Raw genomic sequence first — 22,262 nt, forward strand, 5'->3', positions numbered from 1 at the left:
ACTTTAAAAAAAATACATTTTTAAACCTTTTATCGATTAAAAATGCTATTTAACGATATTTTTTATAAAATTTTATTGCTGCAAAAGTTTTTTTGTTTTACATTTACTAAACGTTCTTACAGTAAGATAACCCCAAATCTTAACCACCATGCCTAGAATGATTTATGATTACACGAAATCGGTACTCGAAAGAGTGAGCTTCGATCCGGTTCTTTTTGCCAAAGAATTAAAAAAAGCAGTAAAAAATTTACTGCCTTATGAGGTCGAACAATTAAAAAAATGGCTTCAATACTTCACGACCGAACATCCTGAACTGAAGCAATGTTTATCTGTAGTTAGTTAACAGAAAGAAATAAGGAGTTGGTGCAACAGCTCCTTATTTTTTTTGTAATGGACTTATAATTTGGACATTCTGAAACGTAATCGCTCCTTTTATAACGCCGGCTATAGTGCTTCTTAGTGCATCAATAATGTGAATTTTCAGTTCATTTTTCGGAAAAATTAAACTCACTTCTCGGGCTGGTTTTGGTTCTGCAAAATGCTTTAGTTTTAATTGATTTTTTTCACTTAAATCCAAAGTATGGAGGTAGGGAAGCAGTGTAGTGCCTAAGCCTTCGTCGGCTAATTTGATTAAGGTTTCAAAGCTTCCACTTTCAATTTGAAAATGGCTTTTTTCATTTTGATTCTGGGTTTTACACAGATTCAGAATTCCATCTCTGAAACAGTGTCCGTCTTGTAGTAATAAGATTTCATCAATATTCAAATCATCCACTTCTATTTCTTTTTTCTGAAAAGCTTGGTGATTTTCAGGGATATATGCCACAAATGGTTCAAAATACAAAACAATCTCTTTTATCTTTTCTTCTTCCAGTGGAGTGGCTGCAATGGCCGCATCTAAATGACCGTTTTTCAGTTTTTCAATAATTTCATTGGTATTCAGTTCTTCAATAACCAATTTCACCTTTGGGTATTTTTTGATGAAATTATTTAAAAACATGGGAAGTAAAGTAGGCATAATGGTTGGGATGATTCCCAATCTGAATTCACCACCGATGAAGCCCTTTTGTTGGTCAACAATGTCCTGAATTCTGTCCGCTTCATTGACGATATTTTTGGATTGATTCACTATCTTTTGGCCAATCTCAGTTAACTGTATGGGCTTTTTGGTTCGATCAAATATCTGGACAGCGAGTTCTTCTTCAATCTTTTGTATTTGCATACTCAAAGTGGGTTGCGTCACAAAACATTTTTCGGCTGCTAATGTGAAATTTTTGTGTTCGGCTACGGCCAAAACATATTTAAGTTGGGTTATAGTCATTTTATAGTAAAATTTGATGCAAATATAAAAACTATCAATTTAACTTATAATGCATTGGTTCATTATTTTTTAGCTTTGTGTAGTTAAATATAAACTACCCTTAACATGAAAATGAATAGCTTGGGATTGCCCAAAAAAGAAACCGAAGTTTTAGCCGCTGAGCTCAACATATTGTTAGCTAATTTTCAGGTATATTACCAAAATTTGAGAGGATTACATTGGAATATCAGAGGAAAGCGATTCTTTGATTTACACCTAAAATTTGAAGAATTATACAACGATAGTCAGCTAAAAATTGATTTAATAGCGGAACGAGTGTTAACATTGGGAGGAACTCCATTGCATACTTTTGAGGACTACATGAAAAACAATAAACTCAGCATTGGTAAAAACATACACAATGACGAGGAGGCTATCACTTTAATTTTAAACTCACTGACGCAATTACTACAGATAGAAAGGATTATACTGTCACAATCAGGTGAGATTAATGATGAAGGGACTAACTCCATGATGAGTGACTTTATTGTTGAACAAGAAAAAACCATTTGGATGTTGAGTGCCTGGATGGATCAGGAAATATAAACTATTGTTAAAATTTAAGAAATAGCTATTCTTTTTTCTTTGAATGGCTATTTTTGCGGCATGAGGTTTCTTTCAGGTATATTATTAATCTTGTTTGTTACTTTTTTGTCGACTCCCACAGTAGTGACTTTGATAAAAAAGCAAACAGATGTTTCTGTATTTTACAGTTTTTCTGAAGAAGAAATTCATAAAAATATAAAAGAGATTAAAGCCAATCTTAAGGAGGATTATCACTTAGTATTCTGTGATTGGAGCCAATTAAAAAATCCAAAAATTACCTTTGAAAACTTATCCAAACACGATAATGTTTTCGCTACTATTTTCTCCCCGCCACCGGAGTTGGTTTAATGCATTCTTACTTTGTTTCACCTGAGTGAAACAACTTTTTATGTATTAAATTAATTGACAGGTATGACAAAAAAAATCAATCTTTTGGCAAACCTCAAATCTGATTTTGCTTCAGGTTTAGTGGTTTTCCTCGTGGCCCTGCCACTGTGTCTCGGCATCGCCTTGGCAAGCGGGGCACCCTTATTTTCCGGAATTATTGCCGGTGTTGTTGGCGGAATAGTTGTTGGCTATTTGAGTCAGTCTCACCTAAGTGTTTCCGGCCCGGCTGCAGGTTTAACAGCTATAGTATTAACGGCTATAAGCGATTTAGGAGGTTTCAACATTTTTCTTTTGGCCGTTTTATTGGCCGGTTTGATTCAGTTGGCACTGGGGTTTATCAAAGCGGGTTCTATTTCCAATTATTTCCCAACTAATGTGATTGAAGGGATGTTAGCCGGAATAGGCGTAATCATCTTTTTAAAACAAATTCCACACGCCTTTGGATACGATCCCGATTATGTGGGGGATTTATCATTTCTGCAAGCCGATGGACAAAACACCTTTTCCGAATTGTTTTCCGTATTGAATCACATTCAGTTGGGCTCTGTAATCATTACGGTTCTTTCTCTAGCAATCCTTATAACTTGGACTAAAATTGGTTTTCTCCAAAAACTAAAATTGGTTCCTGCCGCTTTAGTTGCCGTGATTATGAGCGTGCTTTTGAATGAGTTTTTTATTCGGTCAGGAATTAGTTTAGCTGTTGGCAAAGAGCATTTGGTAAATTTACCGGTACCAACTACTTTGGCAGAGTTCCAAAGCATTATAATAACTCCTGATTTTACAGCTATTGGTAATAGTAAGGTTTGGATTGTCGCCCTGACCATAGCCGTGGTAGCTTCAATAGAAACACTTTTATGTATTGAAGCGGCAGATCGTATGGATACTCAAAAGCGATATACCAATACCAATTTAGAGTTGAAGGCTCAAGGGATTGGGAACATAATGAGTTCGCTTTTAGGAGGTTTGCCCATGACATCAGTGGTGGTAAGAACTTCAGCTAACCACAATGCCGGCGCGAAGTCCAAGATGTCAACCATTATTCACGGAGGACTTTTATTATTAAGTGTATTGGTAATACCGGCAATTTTGAATAAAATCCCGTTAGCCACTTTAGCGGCTGTTTTACTGTTGGTGGGGTATAAATTAGCCAACCCTAAGACTATACTGCATTTTTGGGAAAAAGGGAAATACCAATTTGCTCCGTTTATAGCTACTTTTTTAGCCGTAGTTTTTACCGATTTACTTAAAGGTGTTGCGCTTGGTATGATAATCAGTGTTATTTTTGTACTCAAAGGCAATATGAAACGGGCTTATTTCTTCCGTAAAGAAGAATATAAAGAAGGAGACATCATCCATATCGATTTGGCTCAGGAGGTTTCTTTTTTAAACAAAGCTGCCATAAAGACCACTTTAATGAGCATTCCCGAGAATTCGAAAGTAGTTATTGATGCCTCAGATACAGTCTATATCTCGCACGATGTATTGGATTTGATAAAAGAATTTAAAAAGATTCGTGCTAAAGACGAAAACATTAAAGTTAAATTAGTTGGTTTTAAAAAGTCTTATGATTTGGTAAACACCGGCGAAGAAGAAAAACACATTTTTGTAGAACATAAATAAAAAAAATGAAAGCACATACATTAGAAACACAAGCTTCGGTAACTCCCTATAAAGCCCTGCAATTTTTAAAAGAAGGGAACAAACGATTTATGAATAACCTTAAGGTGAATCGTAACCTTCTTGAACAAGTCAATGATACCAAAAATGGGCAGTGGCCTTTTGCCATTATTCTGAGTTGCATTGACAGCCGCACCTCGGCGGAATTAATTTTTGATCAGGGGCTTGGAGATGTTTTCAGCGTGAGGATTGCCGGCAATATCCTAAACGATGATATTATAGGTAGTATGGAATTTGCCTGTAAAGTAGCCGGTTCTAAACTGGTAATGGTGTTGGGACACAGTAAATGCGGTGCTATAAAAGGCGCATGTGCCGGAGTAGAATTGGGTAATCTGACCGGTTTGCTCGCCAAGATTAAGCCTGCCATCCACGAGGTTTCAGCTAAGGGAGCCGCTGATAATTCATCGACTGAGTTCATTGAAGAAGTGGCCCATTTCAATGTAATTCACACCATGGACGAAATCTTAAAGCGTAGCGAAGTACTGAACGAAATGTTTAATAACGGTGAAATTGGTTTTGCTGGTGGGTATTACGATGTAGAAACCGGAGAGGTTGAGTTTTTAAAAGAATTACTCCACGAGTAGAGAATTTGATTATAAAAGAAAAAAGTCGCTTTCGGGCGACTTTTTTTATGTTCGTTCTTCATTTTCGTTAAAAGCTGAAGGCAACAATTTTGGAATGAATTTAATCAAAATAGGCAATAGTAAGCTGCCGCCGGGCAAAAGAAAAATGGTTAATGACGGTACTGTTTTACAAATGTCTAGCAACTGGTTTTTGATTTTTTTCTTTTCGTCTTTGTCCAGTTCTTTGTGAGTTGATTTGGCCAACAGTTGCATTAGCTCTTTACTTTCGGTGATTTCTTTCAGGAAGCGGTTTTTATTTCGTTTAATTAAAACTACGACACTATCCGTTGTTTGATCATAGAAATTCTTAACTGGGTTAGAATAATTGAAATAGGGTATTTCTGCTTTGTGTTTCGAAATAAAACTATTCACAAATACAATGCTTTCCAAAACAAAACTATCAGGAATGGCAAGCTTTTCTCCCAATTTATATAAAAAATAACGTTCTTCGTTTTCTACTTTTTCATCACTCCATAAACTAATGCCGGCTAAGTCGATGACATAGTATTTTTCCAAATCGTTTTGCAGGTAATTCAAATCCAAATCGTCAAGTGTGGCAAAACTTTTGCCGGAGAATTTATTGTAACGAACCGAAGATTCAAACAATTTTTGCAATAATTCATCATGAATTGAAATGCCCGTTTTGGTCTTTAGAGAAAGTGAAACCACGCTAATTACAATTTCTTCGATGCGATTAAAGTATTTTTCGGGCAACGACCCTTTGTCTAAATATTGTTTGAAAGCCAGAATATCTATGAAAAGCAATGCATTGGTGATGACATGCGAAAAGTTTTTGCTGAACAAATCTTCGTTGGTCTGCACCCGGTCGTGTATTATTTTTTCCAGCTTGCTTGATGGAGAGCTACCGGCTAGCATTTTTTGCAACGGATTGAACCCTTTTGGTGTAAGCAAATTATAAAACGCTACGGATTCATTGATGAAATCGCCATAATCATTACTTTGCTTTGTCAAACGATACATTTGAAAAAGCGTGTTGAGCATACCTATTTTGGAAATTTCCTCAGGAAGCCAATCCTGATTATCAAGTGCAATTTCAGTATCAAAGTCGATGATGTGTCCAAAGATAAACCCTGTATTTCGGGTTGCGGTGTAGAAGGAAAGTTCCTCCACATAAAAATGACGGGAGAGAGGTTGCTGTTCAGCAAAAAATTTATCAATCCAACCGTGAACCGAAGGGTTAATCATATTACGAAATTTTGTATCGCAAAACTAAATTATTTTTGTGAGGCAAGCGTAATGAATCTGTTACCAAATTTAAAAGGTGCCGCGAGTCTTGATGTTCTGTTCACACAGTTTGACGATTTCGGCTATTCGAATAGCCCTTGTTTCAGGGCGTTTGGCTTGGTTTAACCAATACAGATAACTTTTTCGATAGGTTTTGCTAAAATTGGTATAGTTGTCGTAAGCTGTTTTATTTTTGAGAAATTCTACTTCTAAGTCTTTCGGTACTACTAAGTCTTCCACATGGTCGAGCGATTCCCACGAACCATTTTGCTTGGCGATTTCAATTTTACGCAAACCGCTTTCATGCATCAGGTCTTCGGCTATGAGTTTTTCAATATAAGTTTTATTGAGTTTGCTCCAAACACTTTTGTCTTTTCTTGGAGTAAACATCTGCTTTCTTCTCTCGTCGTCCAGTCGTTTTACGGTAGAATCAATCCAACCGTAACAAATGGCTACTTGTACAGCCTCTTCCCAGCGCATGCTTTCGTATTGGCTGTCCACACGATAAAAAATCAGGTATACACCTTTGGAAACGTGATGGTTGTCATGCAACCATTCACGCCATTCCGCAGCATTTTTGAAGTATAAGTGTTCTTTGTCTTCCAAAAAAAAATTATTTTATAATAGCCGAACAAGCCACTCTTCCGCCGGCATTTCCGGTGGGTTGTGTGGTGTAATCATCCGGATTGGCATGCACAATTAAGCCTTTGCCTAAAATATCTTTCGTAGCATCTCCACAACCGATACACCATTCATTGGTTTTAAAAAGTACAGTGGCATTTCCGTCCACATCAGCAGTAAAGTTGCCTATGTCGCCTTTGTGATGTTCAGCATCACCCCATTTACCGTGCTTTTTAAAGGTGGGGTTCCAATGGCCACCGGCCGATGCTGCGTCAGCAGCAGAGCAATCCGCTTTTTCGTGAATATGAATGGCGTGAACTCCCGGTTTGAGACCGCTTAGCTTGGCTACCAAAGTTACTTCTCCGTCTTTTTCTGTGAAGATTGCATTTCCTTTTACAGTGCTGCCACTTTTAGACTCAAAAGCAATATCCAATTTTTTGGAAGTGTCATTGGTACTGGAACTTTTACAGCTGAAAATCAGTAATCCGAGTGCTGCCGTTCCTAGAAGTATTTTTTTCATGATATTTAATTTTTTTGGTTGTATAAAAGTAAACAATTACTCAACGGAAATACCCTCAAAAAAAGTTAAAATTTATTTGGTTTTCTCTCCTACAAAATAATCGCTTTGCGATTTGAAGAGCACATTGAAAGTGGTTAAACTTCCATAAATGCGGGTGATGTATTGTTGTAATTCTACTTTTTCAATTTCTTCCAGATTACTGGCGTTGATTTTTTGTTCCATCACGCGTAAACGATCCCGAAGCATGACAATCTTGTGAAAAAAGGTATCTATGGGTACATCTTTAGCAGCCAGTCCTGCTTGTCCCGGTTCAAGCTTCATGTTGCCACCTTTCCATTTGTCGCCAATGGCTACCGGCTCGCCCAATCCGTTCCATTTTTTCAATATGGATAATAAACTTTGCTCCACATCATAAAAACTGACGGTGTCTACTTCGTTTTCTGCAGCTTCAATTACCTCAAACTCGCTGTTGATGGCTATGGTTTCTAACCCGCCATCTATAAAAGTAACCCAATATTCCTTGGAAGATACATTGGTTACAACGCCTTTTCCGTATTCGGCATGATTGATTCTGGAGCCTATTCCTAATAATTTCATAAGTATTTGTTTTAAGCCACTAAAATAGAAATTTGCCTGTAATAAAAAAAGGGCAGGATTAGAGTGTCAACCACATTTCATATTGACTGACCGTTTTATGAAATCCCATTTTTTCCAAAAATTGAATGGTATTTTCGGACGAATGATCAATGTTTATCAGCGTAAGCTCTGAACTATAATGTCCGGCCGTGTATTTGAAAAGGGCAGTAGCTATCCCTTGATGACGGTGGTTTTTAGTTACGGCAAATTGCTGGATACGGTTGCTTTGAGTATTCAAAAGTAAGTAGCCGAGCAATTCCTTTTCCTGATAAATTCCCAGACAGACGAGGTCATTTTTGCTTTTTTCAATGGCGGATACTTGATTTTGCCATGATGGCTGCCAATCCCAAAAAGAAATAAACAGTGCCCAATCCCATGTTGTTACGGTTTGAATTATATAGGTATTGTCTGTTGGTTCTTGTGAAAGTACTCCTTTGAAGCAATCCAATACACGCATCGTTTTAAAACCTGCTTTTTCATAGGTTTTTATGGCAGGAATATTAGTTGTAATGACTTCCAATTGTACTGAATCAATCTGTTTTGCCCGAAGTGAGGGAATGATAAATTCATACAATTGTTCGGTGAGATTTTGACCCCGTTTTGATGGGATAACACCGGTTCCTCCATTATAAACAACTGATTTGCCTTGAATAAAGTCATGCCCGTGAAGAATAAAAGCAATTAATTCCTCATTTTCAAAGGCCCCGGCTGAATACTGCAACTGCAGATTTTCGGTTTTAATCTTAGCAAGTAATTGGGCTTCGGTAATCCGCATTGGAACTATATAGTCAGAAAAAGCCAAATTAAAGGTGTCTAAAATGACCTTAATTGGGACATTTTCCAGCGTTTTAAAAGTTATCATAATAATCAGGAAGAATCTTAATGGTTGTTTTTTTCTTTATGGTGGGTTTCAATATGATGTTGCAATTGTGTTTTTAGCGTTTCCAAATATTGCTCTAAATCAATCGCATGTATCATTTGATTTTTTGTCTGCCCCAACGGGATAGGAGTCTCACTTAAATATTTATATAGTTCCGGATAATTGGTTTCTATTTCAGTAGTGAGACTGATAACGTCTTGCATGAGTTGATTGAGTGTTTTCATACCAATGATGTTTCCTCAAAATTACGGCATTTTGAGCACTCGGGAAATTAATTTAACTATTATTATCAGATAGCCTTAATTGTCTATCTTTGACATTCAATACAAATTAAAAACTATTCGGCATCATGTCTAAAAAAGCCAAAGCATTACTCTTTAACTTTATTGGTTTTGCACTATTGTTCCTTTCTTTTTATTACCTAATTGGGAAATATACCGGCTTAATCGGTTTGTGGATTCCTTTTACTTCCTTTGTGGTAAGTACCTTAACAGCACCCAAATTTCAAGCAGTAAATACTCATGAGGGAGAGAAACTGTTTATGAAATGGCTGTTTATAAAAGGAGTGAAGGAAATTAAATAAGGTTTATTTTTTCTTCTCTTCAGCTTTCTTGGCTTTTACTGTCGATTTGTACAACGGAATAAAATAAGAAACCGTGTAGTTGAATCCTACGCCAAAGTTGCCGTTATAAGTCCGGTTGAAACCCGGAATATACAGGTTGTCAAAGTTGTCCGGTTTTTTCTGTGATACTAAACGATTCATTCGGAAGCTGAATCCCACGAAAATGTTGTTGATGACTTTTACTTTTACTCCGGTCACTACCTCAATCCATTGGGCCGATAGTCCGCTGTATTTGGTCCCGGAAGATATTTCAGGAGTTGAGCCAAAATAAGGATACGGATTGTACAATTGGAAACTGTTCAGTGTTTGGCTGAAACTGCTTACTCCGTAACGAAGTCCCAGTGTAATCATGTTTTCCATGTTTCCCCAGTTTTGGTAGGTGTTGTAATCAAAACCTACTTTTAAGTACGTTCCTTCAGTCGTAAAGTTGACCCGGTCATCATCCACAGTTTTACTCTCGTTTCCGATTTCAGCAGCTATGAAATGTCTTCTGGTCAAACGGTAATCACCAGTCAACTCAATACCTCTATAGTCTTTTTCATAAAATGAACGGGTGAGTTTGAACAAATCAACACCAACGCGTAATCCGTAACGTTCTTTTTTTACCAGTACGCTGTCTTTTTTGGCTGATTCTTTTTCTTGTGCCTGACCCCAAAATGAGAGCAACACAAGACAAAAACTAAAAGTAAATTTTGAGATGTGTTTCATTTTCTGTGGTAATGGTATTGGTTTGCAGCGTATAACTTAGTATCCAAGGGCTGTCCGGTGTATCCGGTTCCGTTAGTACCAGTCCGTTGGCCGTATTGAGTTCGTAAATTGTTTTATACCCGCAGGCTCTGGACACAAATACGTTTTGTGTTGTATAATTGAATTCGAGATTGTCCTGATTAGGGGAGGTTCCGCTACTGTTTAGTATCAGGCTGTATTTTGTGGTAACAGCATTCGGGTTGAGCGGCAACTCTACTTTACTGACACCATTAAAAGTGCCCAAGTCTAAATCATTGAAAGCTCCTTCACCTTTTATTTTTAAGCTTACCACATTTTTAAGATTCGCCGGATTGGAAACGTCATAAAATTCCAATACCAATCGGGGAGTTGTTTCTTCCGTGCAAATGTCATCTTTCTCACAACCGGAGAAGGACAAAGCCAACACTAACAATACCAGTATTTTTTTCATTTATAAAAAATTATCGCTTTTCCAAAAGTACAACATTTTCCACATGATGGGTTTGTGGGAACATATCTACGGGTCGTACTCGGGTGACTTTGTAGTGTTCGTCCATCAAAGCCAAGTCACGAGCCTGAGTGGCCGAGTTACAGCTTACATATACTATTTTTGCTGCTCCTATTTTCAGTAACTGCTCTACCACATCTTTGTGCATGCCATCACGCGGCGGATCGGTAATTACGACATCGGGTTGACCGTGATGGGCAATGAAGTCGTCATTGAAAACGTTTTTCATATCACCTACATAAAACTCACAGTTGGTAATGTTGTTGCGCTTGGCGTTTTCTTTGGCATCGGCAATGGCTTCGGGAACGGCTTCCACGCCAATTACTTTTTTGGCTTTTTTGGAGACAAACTGAGCAATGGTTCCGGTTCCGGTGTATAAATCGTAAACCACTTCGTTACCGGTTAATCCGGCAAATTCGCGGGTAATTTTATATAATTCGTAGGCTTGGTCGGAATTGGTTTGATAAAACGATTTGGCGTTGATGCTGAATTGCAGCCCTTCCATTTCTTCTAGAATGTAGTCGCGACCTTTGTACAGCTTAATATCCTGATCGTACAAAGTATCATTTGCTTTACTGTTAATCACGTATTGGAGCGATGTAATTTGCGGAAATGTTTCGTCTATATGATTGAGCAATAATTCTCGTTGTGCCTTGTCTTCCTGATAGAATTGTATCAACACCATGATTTCACCGGTAGAAGCGGTGCGAATCATCAGCGTACGCAACAGTCCTTCATGGTTTCTGGCGTTGAAGAATGTCATGCCGTTTTCAGTCGCAAAGCGTTTGATTTCGTTGCGGATGGCATTAGAAGGGTCTTGCTGTAGGTGACATTTTTCGATGTCAAGTATTTTGTCCCACATGCGAGGAATGTGAAAGCCCAGCGCATTCTTTTTAGCTAAATCATCACCGGACTGGATTTCCTTTTCGGTCAACCAACGGGTATCTGAGAATCCGAATTCCATCTTGTTGCGATAGAAAAACTGTTTTTCAGAGCCTAATATCGGTTCAAAATCAGGTAATTCTATTTTGCCAATACGTTTGAGATTGTTTTGTACTTCCTGATTTTTGTAGAACAACTGGCGGTCGTACTTCATGTTCTGCCATTTGCAGCCGCCACAAGCGCCAAAATGCTCACAAACCGGTGTGGTACGGTGTTCTGAATAGGAATGGAATTTTATGGCTTTACCTTCAAAATAGGCTTTTCTTTTTTTAAGTGTTTGGATGTCGACTACATCTCCCGGAACCACATTGGGTATAAAGATTACCTGACCTTCCGGAGCTTTAGCCACAGATACGCCTTTAGCGCCTGCATCTAAAACCGTAATATTTTCAAAAATGACTTTGTTGGTTTGTTTTCTTCCCATGGGGCAAAAATAGGATTTAATTATAAATTACGAATTACGAATGGTGAATTATGAACTACAATTTTATTCCTGATGGCGGGTTTAGGTTGTTCATGAAAGTAAATGAATAGCTTCGTTTGTACTGATTTGTCTCCGGTCGTTTTTCACTATGAAAAAAGGCTTTATGGCACTATAGAGAATCAGTTATGGCACTATAGTAGCACCCTTGTGGCACTCTTGCAGCACTCTTATGGCAATCTAGCGGCACTCTAGCAGCACTCTAGCGGCACTCTAGAGAAATTAGCAAGTGGCCATACGGTTTACAGAAGAACAGTAGGGATGAAGTGTTTGATTGTCAATTCTCTTTTAATGGGTATTCCCATTCGGTTGTTAGAGTTTGTCTATTTCGCTGGACTTTTTCACAATTTCACGGATGATATCATCCAGTTTTTTGGCTGATTCGCTGATGTAATCTACCAGTATCCCCGGATTGGTAGAAGAGGTGTTGCCTTCTTTCAACAGGGTTACCAAACCAATCAGGTTGGCCAGGGGTGCTCGTACCACGTGCGATTGCGTCCAGGCAATTTCTTTGAGGACTTTATTTTGCAACTCAATTTTGCGCAGCCTTTCCAAGGTTTCCGTTAAATCAATCATGGCTCCCAATGCTCTGACGGCTCTGCCATCAGCGTCGCGAATGAAAATCCCTTTTTGTTGTACATGAGCGATGTCGCCGTTGGCTTTTACAAAACGGAACTCCGCATTAAAATGGAACTTGGTGGGGTCTTTGAGTGTTTTTTGTAAATCGTCTAAAACTTTATCTCTGTCTTCGGGATGAATGTTGTCAGACCAAAGGTCATAATTATCGGTGTTGTGATCGTAGCCCATGATGGTATGAAAGCCTTCTCCCCAAATGACCGATTGGTTCTTGATGTCCCAGTCTATAATGGCTTCGACTGTTGCTTTGGTCAGTATTTTAAAACGCTCATTACTTTCCCAAATTTCCTGTTCGTGCCTTTTTATTTGGGTGATGTCGAGTAAAACCCCTTCCAGTCTTACTGCTTTATCCTCGTTGTCTTTTATTAAATATTGTCGAACCAAAATCCATTTGGTTTGACCTGAATCGGTAATAATTCGGTGTTCATTTTCCTGAACAGCTCTGTTTTCAAAATGGGAGAACACCTCAGGATCAAAATTAATGCGGTCGTCAGGATGGAAACGGGCTTTAATTGTTTCCAGTGACAGTTTAAAATTATCGGGATTGACTTCAAAAATCTTATAGACTTCTTCAGACCATGTAATCTCTGATTTTATTAAATCATTACTCCAATAGCCTAATCCGGCAATATCAGTGGCTAATTGCAATTTGGCATTGGTTTCGAGCAGTTTGTTCTGGGTGTCCATTTCAGCGGTTACGTCAACCGCAGAAGCCAGTCTTACCGGTTTTCCTTCAAAGGTTACGATTGTGGCCTTTACTTTTACCTGAATGATGTCCCCATTCTTTTTTCGGTGTCTAATGATACTTGGCAACAACAGTCTATTATCATCAAGCGGGTCAAAGAGGATCTTTTCCATTAGCGGAATGTCTTCGTCGATACGGATATCCCGCAGGGTCATCGTGGCATATTCTTCCTCTGAAAATCCGTAGATGCTGCAAGCCGCTTCGTTTACCATCAGAAACTGCAGGGTTTCAGGATCAATAAGCCACATAGGCAACGGGCTGTGATTGAACAGGGTTATGTATTCTTCCTTCGATTGCAGCAATTGGTTGTTAAAGTTTTTTTTGACGTCCAAAATTTGTTCGTACTGTGTTGTAGTAGTGTCGAGATTTCTCTTAACCAGGATGAAAAGAAGCACAGCGGTGATGAGGATGAATCCGATGCCTTTATAGGTTTGCATTTTGGAAAGTAAATCAATGTCAGTAACCAGTTTTTCCAGGAAGTAGTCGGACGTGTAAATGTAAACAGCACTAACTAACGCATATAGTAATACAATTTTAAAAGATGAGAATCTACTCAGGTTTTTCAGATTGTCGTTCATATGTAATGCGGATTGCTATGGAGATGAATAGGATAATTGCTACAGTAAAAGTATTCTTTTTTTTGAAATAATCACCAACATATTCCTTACTGTTTTAATGTCAACTATTAAAGAGTATTCAAGTTTTATGCGTTATGGAGGTCAATTTACATTATTTTTTCATAAAAAGATTTCTTTCCCAAAGGGGATTGAAAAAATAAACAAAAAAAGTGTAATTTTAGAAAAAAAATAAGCTATGGTTACCCATTTAGCCCTGCTCAGAGGCATCAATGTTTCAGGACACAAAATGATTAAAATGGATGCTTTGAAGAAAGCTTTGGAAGGCATTGGTTTTACTAATGTGGTAACTTATATCCAATCGGGTAATGTGTTTGTAGATACTGATGAAACGAGTCCGGCTAAGGTTGGTTTCGATATTAAACAAGAAATATTTAAACAGTTTGGGCATGATGTACCGGTCATAGTTATTGGTCAGGAAGATTTGCAGGCCTGTTTGGACCGGAATAATTTTTTGAATGAAGAAGGAGTTGATTTAAAGAAACTGTATGTGTCGTTTATCTCCTCCGAATTGCCTGAGAATATGATTACCCAACTCAACTTAAACTTTATTCATCCTGATGAGATTCAGCTGGATGGCAAGCGAATTTATTTGAAGTATGACATTTCGCCGGCCAAAACGAAGCTAGACAATAAGTGGATAGAAAAAAATATGAATGTAATGTCGACTACACGCAACTGGAATACCGTAAACACGTTGTTGAAAATGTTTCAGGACAGGGTATAAAGGCCGTGGTTTAGTTATATATTAGCCTAATAATAAGTACAAATTTGTGAAGCGACCCAATAAATTACTTCGTTTTTGGAAAGTACTGGGGCCCGGACTCATAACCGGAGCCAGTGATGATGATCCTTCGGGGATTGCTACATATTCACAAGCCGGTGCCGCTTACGGGCTTACTACTTTGTGGACTTCTTTGATTGCTTTTCCGTTGATGGCTGCCATTCAGCAAATGTGTGCCAAGATTGGGTTGGTGACCTCACAAGGTTTAACCGGAGCTTTAAAAAAGCATTACCCAAAGCCGGTTTTGTATGTCATGTTATTGTTCAGTTTTCCTGCTATCGTTATGAATATTGGTGCTGATATTGCCGGTATGGGTGCCGTGGGTAATTTATTGTTTCCTAAAATTGAGGCCAGCTATTTCAGTGTGGTGTTTACCATTATTCTCTTGTTTCTTATTATTTACCTTCCGTATCAAAAGATAGCGGCTACGCTCAAATACCTCTGTATTGTTTTGTTGGTGTATTTGGTTGTTCCGTTTTTGTATCAACAGGATTGGCTGGCGATTGCCAAAAATACTTTTATTCCCACTATTGAATTTAATGAGGAATACGTCGCTGTTTTAGTGGGGATTTTGGGAACGACGATATCACCGTACTTGTTTTTTTGGCAGGCTTCGATGGAAGTGGAAGAGATGGGACATCGGCGGAAACATTTAATCGTGAACCGAAAAATTATTCACGACATGAAACAAGATGTCGATTTCGGAATGTCTTTTTCGGGCGTCGTCATGTTCTTTATCATATTGACTACAGGAACAGTGTTGTTCAAAAGCGGTATTCATCAGATTGATACCGTTGAGCAGGCAGCAGCTGCCTTAAAACCCCTGGCCGGAGATTTTGCCTATTTGCTGTTTGCCGTAGGAGTGATTGGTACGGGTTTATTAGCGATACCGGTTTTGAGCGGTTCGCTGTCTTATATCATCACCGAAACATTTGGGTGGGAGGAAGGCCTGGATAAAAAGTTTCACGAGGCTAAGGCTTTTTATATCGTTATGGCCATTTCCCTTATTTTGGGTCTGTCGTTAAATTACATTGGAATCTCACCAGTAAAAGCCCTGATTTACACGGCTATTTTATATGGAGTAACGGCTCCGGTGCTGATTGCTATCATTTTGCATATTTCCAACAATAAAGCGGTGATGGGACCTTTTACGAACAGCTGGTTTTCAAATGTTTTGGGGATAGCTGCTTTCTTATTGATGACTGTAGCAGCGATAGCATTATTGTATTTACAATTTGCATAGTTTGACCTCTAAACTGTCCAAGCTGTCTAACAAGCTAACCATCTTTTTTATACTTTTGTCATGACTATGGATGATTTCTCTCCAAAAGAAGGAATTGCGATTTTATAAATAATCTGAGACGAGATCAGATTACAATTCAATTACAATGTCAGTTTTAGAAAAATTAACTTCAGCCGATGCTATTGCATTAGAAGACAAGTACGGAGCTCATAATTACCATCCGCTTCCGGTAGTACTCCACAGAGGAGAAGGAGTGTATGTTTGGGATGTGGAAGGCAAAAAGTATTATGATTTTCTTTCGGCCTATTCGGCCGTAAATCAAGGACACTGCCATCCAAAAATTGTGGGGGCTATGATAGCGCAAGCCCAAACGTTAACTTTAACCTCAAGAGCGTTTTACAATGACAAATTAGGAGTGTATGAAGAGTACATTACCCGTTATTTTGGTTTTGATAAAGTACTGCCTATGAATACGGGAGCCGAAGCTGTAGAAACGGCTTTGAAGCTATGTCGTAAATGGGCTTACGAAAAGAAAGGAATTCATGAAAACGAAGCACAAATCATTGTGTGTGAAGGCAATTTCCATGGAAGAACGACTACCATTATTTCGTTTTCCAATGATGAGAATGCCCGTAAAAACTTCGGTCCTTACACTGCCGGATTTATAAAAATACCATACGATGATATTGATGCGCTGGAAAAAGCCATCAAGTTTTCCAAGAATATCGCCGGATTCTTAGTTGAACCTATACAGGGTGAAGCCGGAGTTTATGTGCCAAGCGAAGGCTATTTAGCCAAAGCCAAAGCATTGTGTGAGGATAATAATGTACTGTTTATTGCTGATGAAGTGCAAACCGGAATTGCCCGAACCGGGAAACTCTTGGCCGTACACCATGAAAACATTCAACCGGATATTTTGATTTTAGGAAAAGCCATTTCGGGAGGAGCCTATCCGGTGTCTGCTGTTTTGGCCAATGACGCGATTATGAATGTGATTAAGCCGGGACAACACGGTTCTACTTTCGGAGGTAATCCGATAGCGGCAGCGGTAGCTATCGCTGCTTTAGAAGTGGTACAGGATGAAAAACTGGCTGAAAATGCGGAACGTTTAGGAAAGCTGTTCCGAGCTGAACTAGCCAAATACATCGAAACCTCAAACATTGCCACTTTAGTGCGCGGAAAAGGCTTGTTGAACGCTGTAGTGATTAATGATACCGAAGAGAGCGATACAGCTTGGAATATCTGTATGTCGTTACGTGATAACGGTTTGCTGGCCAAGCCTACACACGGTAATATCATTCGCTTTGCGCCACCATTGGTTATGAATGAAGAGCAGTTACTGGATTGTGTGGCTATCATTATTAAGACACTGCAACAGTTTGAAAAATAGAAACAAAAAAATCCGCTGAAAAGCGGATTTTTTTATGCATTATTGTTAGGGATTATTGAGCTAAGTGACGCATTTTTTCCTGCATTAAAGCCGGGTCTTTTAAGGCATCCATGCCAAAATAATTCAAAAGCCAAATAATGAACAGGATATAGATAAGACTCAATACCAATCCGATGATGGCCAGTATTCTACCGGTATTCAGATTCCCGTAATTGGTGTATAAGGCCGGATTAGCACGATACTCATTCAAATCTTTTTTAGCCAGAATCAAGGCTACAATACCCAGTATTAAGCCGATGATACCATAGCAGCAGAAGGTGATAATTGATAAGATACCCAATACCAATACAGCGGTAGCATTGGGTAATTTTTGTTTCGGTTCAAAGTTAGAAAAGTCGGATTGTTCCATAAAAATAAAGATTTAGTTAATAGTGAGTTATTTTGTAAAGATAAGAAACCACTAAGAGCACAGCATTGATAACCGCCATGCCAATAATTGCTTTGTGGTAATTTCTGGATTTGTCTATAAAATGCAGTCCAATGCAAACCAATAATAGCAGCGTGGTATAAACAGGGGGGAACAAATGAAAAGCTTCGCTAAAATTCCCATGAACCAGCATGACGAAAGAACGTTGCGCTCCACAACCAAAGCATTCGACTCCAAAGAGTTTTTTATTCAGGCAAGGCAACATATATTCTTCCATGCGGAGCAAATTATTAGTTAAACAATTTTAGGAATAAATTTTCAATTTTTCCCTACCTCGATAAAGTTTTATAAATTTGACTATGAAAAAAATACTACTGCCCTTAATGTTTGTGGCCATAGTGATTGGTTTATTTGAACAATCCAAAGCCCAACCTAATATTTATATTCAATGCGCTGCCATAATTCTATTTATGGTAGGCATGATGCAGCTGAGTGCCAAAACGCCAAGCAAACATACAGAAACAGAAGAACTAAAAGAAGAAGACGATGCTAACCAAGGGGAATAAAGTTTCGGTTTTAGACGATGCTATTGATGGTATCGTAACAGAAGTTAAAGGCAATGATGTGACTATAGAAACCGCCGACGGATTTCACATGACTTTTAAAAGTAATGAACTCATCGTAATGGAAGGCTCCGGGATGAATGTTAGTTTTAATAAAAACCAAATCATCAGCGAAAAAGAAGTTGCGAAGCCTAATTACATTAATAAAGAGAAGAAGTCCAAAAAAGAAATTCCCGTGCCCGATTTTGACTTGCATATCGAAAAACTGGTCAAGAACTACAAATCCATGAGCAATTATGATATTCTTACCCTCCAAATGGAAACGGCTAAGCGACACATTGAATTTGCCATCCGCAACCGCATTCCTAAAATAGTATTCATACACGGAGTAGGTGAAGGGGTACTCAAATCAGAACTTGATTTTATGCTCGGACGCTACGATACTATATCCTTTCAGGATGCCAACTATCAAAAGTATGGTTCCGGAGCCACAGAAGTGTATTTCAAGCAAAACGTAAAATAGAAAAAGTCCCGGAGAACAAACGGGACTTTTTCAATTTCCAAAACTAACCAAATTATATTTAGAACATAATTTCTAATTAAGCAACACTGTTTTCTTGGAAGATAACTTTTTTCAAGATAGTTCTAACTAAAACGCTGGCCGATTTAACACCTGAGTTAATCAATTGTTTTTTACCAAAGTTTGAAGAGTTCGTTGTAGCACTTCCTTCTGTTTTAGTGTTTCCTGTAAACCAAACAGCGAAATCGTTGTTTGAAGCTACAGTGTTGTCAGTTGTAATAACCATTGTAGTTTCTTTAGCTATAGAAACCTGAGTTGTAGCAGTTGCAGTTGAAACAGCAGTAGTGTTGTTTTGTGCAAAAGCTCCAGTTGAAGACAATACTAATAATACGAATAAAGCGATTAATCTGAAGTTGATTTTGTTTGCTGTAGTGTTAGTAATTGTTGTCATAATTCTGTTGATTTGGTTATTATTTCTGAGTCAAAACTACAGCGACGGTGCTCAGACATGAAATTTTTTCGATAACTAACTCCAAAAGTCGTTTAAAGCACAAATCCAACAAATTCGGGGGTTTTCAGCGTTTTTTTTGTGTCGTTCGTCTAGAAAACGTTAAAAAAACGTGTAGTTTACCGATGAAAAACCAATAATTTCTATGAACTGCAACTTTCCTTTTATTATCCGGTCAATAAATGACCCATTAGTGACAAAATCTTAGTAAATTAGCCTCAGCATAAAAGTTAAATCAAAATGAAAGTAGAACACAAAGGACACACCACTATCATCAGAAATACTCAAGGCAATACGGCTGACTTTCTTCAAAAGTTAGCGCATGAGTATGCAACCTATAAAAGCCAAAATCTGATTCTTGATTTATCACACGATAAAACACTTACCATGAATGATGTCAAATCGTTTGCTGATATGACAAAATCACATCAGAAAGAAAAAAAATCACTGGTACTGGTGGCTGACAGCATCGATTTTAATGCAGTGCCCAAAAGCATCACCTTGGTGCCTACTATACTAGAAGCTCATGATATTATTGAAATGGAAGAGATTGAGCGCGACTTAGGATTTTAAGACGAATGAAGTTAACCATACTAGGCTGCTATGCAGCCACGCCACGTACGATTACCAATCCAACGTCTCAGGTACTTGAAATCAGAAACCACATGTTTCTTATTGATTGCGGAGAAGGGACACAAGTACAATTGCGAAAAAACAAGCTTCGATTTTCCAGAATCAATCATATTTTTATTTCGCATCTCCACGGCGACCACTTTTATGGGCTGGTAGGCTTAATATCTACCTTTATGCTTTTAAACCGCCAAACCGATTTACATGTCTATGGTCCCAAAGGTATCAAAGAAATCATCCTCTTGCAGTTGCGCTACGGCAATTCGTTTACCGGTTACAACCTGTATTTTCATGAGTTGACTTCCAAAGAGAGCGAAGTCATTTACGAAGACGAAAAAGTGCTGGTCAAAACCATTCCGCTCAAACATCGCATCTATACCAATGGCTTTCTGTTTCAGGAGAAGCCCAAAGAACGCAAACTCAATGTGGAGGCTGTTGAGTCCTATCAAATAGACACAGTCTACTACCGCAAAATCAAATACGGCGGCAACATCACCCTTGATGATGGTACGGTAATCCCCAATGCTGAACTCACTTTTGATCCTGAACCTACCAAAAGCTACGCCTTTTGCAGCGATACCATGTATGATGAATCCATTATTCCCATCATTCAAAACGCCGATGTGCTTTACCACGAAACTACCTTCTTGGAATCGGAGGCAGACAAAGCCGAAAAAACCATGCACAGTACAGCTCGCGAAGCCGCAACCATTGCACATAAGGCCAAGGTAAAACAATTGTTGCTGGGACACTACAGTACCCGCTACAGCAATATTGAATTGTTCCTGCAGGAAGCCCAAACCGTATTCCCTGGTATTTTGCTGGCTGATGATGGCAAAGTGTTTGAGTTTGATTAGGAGCGCATGGTTCGGGCTTTGTCAGGAATTGTTGTTCCTGCCATCCGCGCTACACGGTAGCTGCTGCTGTCAGGGCTGTAAAGAAAACTATTTTCACATTTAAAAACTTACTAACTTTGCTTTATGAAAGATTTAAGCAACTACCGAAAATCCTACGAAAAAAGCGAACTCCTCGAAACCACCATCCCCGAAGATCCCATCAACCTCTTCCACAAGTGGTTCTACGAAACCGAAGAGTTCAACGATAACGAAGAAGTCAATGCCATGACGGTGGCTACTATTGGTTTGGACGGTTTTCCAAAGTCCAGAGTAGTACTGCTCAAAAAAATCAACGAAGAAGGATTTATCTTTTACACCAATTACAATTCCGAAAAAGGAAAAGCGATACAGCAAAACCCCAATGTTTGCCTTTCTTTCTTCTGGCATAGCATGGAGAGACAGGTTATCATAAAGGGAGTCGCCGAGAAAATCGCCGCCAACCTCTCCGATAATTATTTTGATTCCCGTCCCGATGGCAGTAAACTGGGAGCCATAGTATCCCCGCAAAGTGAAGTCATCCCTTCAAGAGCATTTCTGGATGAAAAACTCAAACAATTAGAACAAGAGTTTGAAGGCAAAGAAATTCCCAGACCGAAACATTGGGGAGGATTTCTTGTTCGCCCGATTGCAGTAGAATTCTGGCAAGGAAGAGCTAATCGCCTGCATGACAGGATACGTTATACTCTTCAGAAAGATTTCAATTGGAAAATTGATAGACTTTCGCCTTAAATTGTATAACAATTACCCGAAATTATATAAACCACTCATCGTAGTGGTTTTTTAGCTTTGTAAACAGACAAGGTAATCATGTTGAAATATAATATAAGTAAGAATAATACATGTATAAACAATAAAACAATGTATTTCATCGATTTTATTTGTATTTAAACGTTGTTTTAGCCTAATATTGTCAAACCAAATCAAACAATACGTTCTGTCATTATTAATCCGATAAAGTGTTTGCCCCACATCTACTTTATTCAAAAACTTAACCTACTACTATGAAAGCAAAAATGTTCAGAGCATTATTGCCGATAGCAATTGTGCTCACTATGGTATCTTGTTCTTCTGATTCTTCAGAAAGTACTACAACTGACAACAAACTTGTAACGACCTACAATTACAACGACACCGAGTTGCAGTTGGTAACCCTCATCAACAATTATCGTCAAAGCATCGGTTTAAACACCTTGCAGGTAATCAATCACATCTCTTACAAATCAGAAGAGCACAATGAATACATGATTGATAACAAAGTGGTGAACCATGATTATTTTTACGATCGTTCTGAGAACTTAATCGAAGTATTGGGAGCCGAGAAAGTAGGAGAGAACATTGCTTACAATTACTTAACCGCCGAAAGTGCTTTTAATGCCTGGCTGAACAGTCCGACACACAAAGCCAACATTGAAGGAGACTTTACCCATTTCGGAATCTCCGTTACCACCGATCCAGCTACTGGAAGAAAATATTACACGAACATGTTTATTAAAAAGAAATAATAACCATGCGTA

At 38.5% G+C, this 22,262-nt stretch carries 29 protein-coding genes; 15 read left to right on the plus strand and 14 right to left on the minus strand.

The genetic code is table 11. From position 1 onward, the window contains the following. The first annotated feature begins 148 nt into the window (after window positions 1-148). A complete protein-coding gene (locus tag ACSVH6_RS04025; protein ID WP_438075820.1) occupies window positions 149-343 on the plus strand; it encodes a hypothetical protein in 195 nt (64 codons plus the stop codon). Window positions 344-376: 33 nt separating this feature from the next. Here the strand turns inward: ACSVH6_RS04025 and ACSVH6_RS04030 are convergent, their stop codons facing one another. After that, window positions 377-1,318 carry a LysR substrate-binding domain-containing protein gene (locus ACSVH6_RS04030; protein ID WP_438075822.1) on the minus strand — a complete coding sequence of 314 codons (942 nt, stop codon included), beginning with the start codon at window positions 1,316-1,318 and terminating at the stop codon, window positions 377-379. Between the two features lie 105 nt (window positions 1,319-1,423). Between ACSVH6_RS04030 and ACSVH6_RS04035 the strand changes: the two genes are divergently transcribed. From ACSVH6_RS04035 to ACSVH6_RS04050, 4 genes are all read left to right on the plus strand, one after another. Next, window positions 1,424-1,903 carry a Dps family protein gene (locus ACSVH6_RS04035; RefSeq protein ID WP_438075824.1) on the plus strand — a complete coding sequence of 160 codons (480 nt, stop codon included), beginning with the start codon at window positions 1,424-1,426 and terminating at the stop codon, window positions 1,901-1,903. A gap of 90 nt (window positions 1,904-1,993) precedes the next feature. Further along, a complete protein-coding gene (locus ACSVH6_RS04040) occupies window positions 1,994-2,251 on the plus strand; it encodes a hypothetical protein (RefSeq protein WP_438075826.1) in 258 nt (85 codons plus the stop codon). 63 nt (window positions 2,252-2,314) lie between these two features. Beyond that, window positions 2,315-3,910 carry a SulP family inorganic anion transporter gene (locus ACSVH6_RS04045; protein ID WP_438075828.1) on the plus strand — a complete coding sequence of 532 codons (1,596 nt, stop codon included), beginning with the start codon at window positions 2,315-2,317 and terminating at the stop codon, window positions 3,908-3,910. Window positions 3,911-3,915: 5 nt separating this feature from the next. Beyond that, window positions 3,916-4,551, plus strand: coding sequence for a carbonic anhydrase family protein (locus tag ACSVH6_RS04050; protein ID WP_438075830.1), 636 nt, complete (start codon window positions 3,916-3,918; stop codon window positions 4,549-4,551). Window positions 4,552-4,596: 45 nt separating this feature from the next. Here ACSVH6_RS04050 and ACSVH6_RS04055 read toward each other — a convergent pair whose 3' ends face one another. From ACSVH6_RS04055 to ACSVH6_RS04080, 6 genes are all read right to left on the minus strand, one after another. Continuing rightward, window positions 4,597-5,796, minus strand: a complete 1,200-nt coding sequence (locus ACSVH6_RS04055) for an LETM1-related biofilm-associated protein (protein ID WP_438075832.1) — start codon at window positions 5,794-5,796, stop codon at window positions 4,597-4,599. A gap of 69 nt (window positions 5,797-5,865) precedes the next feature. Then, window positions 5,866-6,441, minus strand: a complete 576-nt coding sequence (locus tag ACSVH6_RS04060; RefSeq protein ID WP_438075834.1) for a YdeI/OmpD-associated family protein — start codon at window positions 6,439-6,441, stop codon at window positions 5,866-5,868. 7 nt (window positions 6,442-6,448) lie between these two features. Next, window positions 6,449-6,976 carry a superoxide dismutase family protein gene (locus tag ACSVH6_RS04065; protein WP_438075836.1) on the minus strand — a complete coding sequence of 176 codons (528 nt, stop codon included), beginning with the start codon at window positions 6,974-6,976 and terminating at the stop codon, window positions 6,449-6,451. Window positions 6,977-7,048: 72 nt separating this feature from the next. Further along, entirely contained in the window at window positions 7,049-7,573 is a 525-nt protein-coding gene (locus ACSVH6_RS04070; RefSeq protein WP_438075838.1) for a hypothetical protein, read from the minus strand. A 58-nt stretch (window positions 7,574-7,631) separates the two neighbouring features. After that, entirely contained in the window at window positions 7,632-8,474 is an 843-nt protein-coding gene (locus ACSVH6_RS04075; protein ID WP_438075840.1) for a GNAT family N-acetyltransferase, read from the minus strand. Window positions 8,475-8,491: 17 nt separating this feature from the next. Then, on the minus strand, window positions 8,492-8,716 hold the full coding sequence (locus ACSVH6_RS04080; RefSeq protein WP_438075842.1) for a hypothetical protein: 225 nt from the start codon (window positions 8,714-8,716) through the stop codon (window positions 8,492-8,494). A gap of 125 nt (window positions 8,717-8,841) precedes the next feature. On the opposite strand from ACSVH6_RS04080, the gene ACSVH6_RS04085 reads away from it, so the two are divergent. Then, window positions 8,842-9,075 (plus strand): hypothetical protein, encoded by a 234-nt coding sequence (locus tag ACSVH6_RS04085; protein ID WP_438075844.1) that lies wholly within the window; start codon window positions 8,842-8,844, stop codon window positions 9,073-9,075. 3 nt (window positions 9,076-9,078) lie between these two features. Here ACSVH6_RS04085 and ACSVH6_RS04090 read toward each other — a convergent pair whose 3' ends face one another. The 4 genes from ACSVH6_RS04090 to ACSVH6_RS04105 form a co-directional block, all read right to left on the minus strand. Next, the gene (locus ACSVH6_RS04090) at window positions 9,079-9,822 is read right to left on the minus strand and encodes a DUF6048 family protein (RefSeq protein WP_438075846.1); all 744 of its coding nucleotides are present in this window, start codon (window positions 9,820-9,822) and stop codon (window positions 9,079-9,081) included. Beyond that, window positions 9,794-10,291: a DUF6452 family protein gene (locus ACSVH6_RS04095; protein WP_438075847.1), complete on the minus strand. Its 498-nt coding sequence runs from the start codon at window positions 10,289-10,291 to the stop codon at window positions 9,794-9,796. The genes ACSVH6_RS04090 and ACSVH6_RS04095 overlap by 29 nt, the downstream gene beginning before the upstream one ends. A gap of 10 nt (window positions 10,292-10,301) precedes the next feature. After that, on the minus strand, window positions 10,302-11,714 hold the full coding sequence (rlmD, locus tag ACSVH6_RS04100) for a 23S rRNA (uracil(1939)-C(5))-methyltransferase RlmD (protein WP_438075849.1): 1,413 nt from the start codon (window positions 11,712-11,714) through the stop codon (window positions 10,302-10,304). A 369-nt stretch (window positions 11,715-12,083) separates the two neighbouring features. Further along, on the minus strand, window positions 12,084-13,730 hold the full coding sequence (locus tag ACSVH6_RS04105; protein WP_438075851.1) for a PAS domain-containing protein: 1,647 nt from the start codon (window positions 13,728-13,730) through the stop codon (window positions 12,084-12,086). A gap of 235 nt (window positions 13,731-13,965) precedes the next feature. Between ACSVH6_RS04105 and ACSVH6_RS04110 the strand changes: the two genes are divergently transcribed. The 3 genes from ACSVH6_RS04110 to rocD all read left to right on the plus strand — a co-directional run bounded on the left by ACSVH6_RS04110 (window position 13,966) and on the right by rocD (window position 17,204). Next, window positions 13,966-14,514, plus strand: coding sequence for a DUF1697 domain-containing protein (locus ACSVH6_RS04110; RefSeq protein WP_438075853.1), 549 nt, complete (start codon window positions 13,966-13,968; stop codon window positions 14,512-14,514). Window positions 14,515-14,560: 46 nt separating this feature from the next. Next, window positions 14,561-15,814, plus strand: a complete 1,254-nt coding sequence (locus ACSVH6_RS04115) for an NRAMP family divalent metal transporter (RefSeq protein WP_438075855.1) — start codon at window positions 14,561-14,563, stop codon at window positions 15,812-15,814. Window positions 15,815-15,959: 145 nt separating this feature from the next. After that, window positions 15,960-17,204 (plus strand): ornithine--oxo-acid transaminase, encoded by a 1,245-nt coding sequence (gene rocD, locus ACSVH6_RS04120; RefSeq protein WP_438075857.1) that lies wholly within the window; start codon window positions 15,960-15,962, stop codon window positions 17,202-17,204. A gap of 52 nt (window positions 17,205-17,256) precedes the next feature. Here the strand turns inward: rocD and ACSVH6_RS04125 are convergent, their stop codons facing one another. Together ACSVH6_RS04125 and ACSVH6_RS04130 are read right to left on the minus strand one after the other, a co-directional pair. Beyond that, the gene (locus ACSVH6_RS04125) at window positions 17,257-17,613 is read right to left on the minus strand and encodes a CCC motif membrane protein (protein WP_438075859.1); all 357 of its coding nucleotides are present in this window, start codon (window positions 17,611-17,613) and stop codon (window positions 17,257-17,259) included. Window positions 17,614-17,629: 16 nt separating this feature from the next. Continuing rightward, complete coding sequence (locus tag ACSVH6_RS04130) at window positions 17,630-17,908, minus strand: DUF2752 domain-containing protein (RefSeq protein WP_438075861.1); 279 nt, start codon at window positions 17,906-17,908, stop codon at window positions 17,630-17,632. Between the two features lie 82 nt (window positions 17,909-17,990). Between ACSVH6_RS04130 and ACSVH6_RS04135 the strand changes: the two genes are divergently transcribed. After that, window positions 17,991-18,197, plus strand: a complete 207-nt coding sequence (locus ACSVH6_RS04135; protein WP_438075863.1) for a hypothetical protein — start codon at window positions 17,991-17,993, stop codon at window positions 18,195-18,197. Beyond that, window positions 18,178-18,717, plus strand: a complete 540-nt coding sequence (locus ACSVH6_RS04140; protein ID WP_438075865.1) for a Smr/MutS family protein — start codon at window positions 18,178-18,180, stop codon at window positions 18,715-18,717. Before ACSVH6_RS04135 ends, ACSVH6_RS04140 begins: the two co-directional genes overlap by 20 nt. 76 nt (window positions 18,718-18,793) lie before the next feature. Here the strand turns inward: ACSVH6_RS04140 and ACSVH6_RS04145 are convergent, their stop codons facing one another. Further along, the gene (locus ACSVH6_RS04145) at window positions 18,794-19,165 is read right to left on the minus strand and encodes a hypothetical protein (RefSeq protein ID WP_438075867.1); all 372 of its coding nucleotides are present in this window, start codon (window positions 19,163-19,165) and stop codon (window positions 18,794-18,796) included. Window positions 19,166-19,462: 297 nt separating this feature from the next. On the opposite strand from ACSVH6_RS04145, the gene ACSVH6_RS04150 reads away from it, so the two are divergent. The 4 genes from ACSVH6_RS04150 (at window position 19,463) to ACSVH6_RS04165 (ending at window position 22,250) form a co-directional block, all read left to right on the plus strand. Beyond that, window positions 19,463-19,795 carry a ribonuclease Z gene (locus ACSVH6_RS04150; RefSeq protein WP_438075869.1) on the plus strand — a complete coding sequence of 111 codons (333 nt, stop codon included), beginning with the start codon at window positions 19,463-19,465 and terminating at the stop codon, window positions 19,793-19,795. A 5-nt stretch (window positions 19,796-19,800) separates the two neighbouring features. Beyond that, window positions 19,801-20,709, plus strand: a complete 909-nt coding sequence (locus ACSVH6_RS04155; protein ID WP_438075871.1) for a ribonuclease Z — start codon at window positions 19,801-19,803, stop codon at window positions 20,707-20,709. Between the two features lie 123 nt (window positions 20,710-20,832). Beyond that, the gene (gene pdxH, locus ACSVH6_RS04160; protein ID WP_438075873.1) at window positions 20,833-21,477 is read left to right on the plus strand and encodes a pyridoxamine 5'-phosphate oxidase; all 645 of its coding nucleotides are present in this window, start codon (window positions 20,833-20,835) and stop codon (window positions 21,475-21,477) included. 272 nt (window positions 21,478-21,749) lie between these two features. Further along, window positions 21,750-22,250 carry a CAP domain-containing protein gene (locus ACSVH6_RS04165; protein WP_438075875.1) on the plus strand — a complete coding sequence of 167 codons (501 nt, stop codon included), beginning with the start codon at window positions 21,750-21,752 and terminating at the stop codon, window positions 22,248-22,250. Window positions 22,251-22,262 lie beyond the last annotated feature (12 nt).

This window comes from Flavobacterium sp. XGLA_31 (assembly GCF_051547105.1).
Classification (GTDB): Bacteria; Bacteroidota; Bacteroidia; order Flavobacteriales; family Flavobacteriaceae; genus Flavobacterium.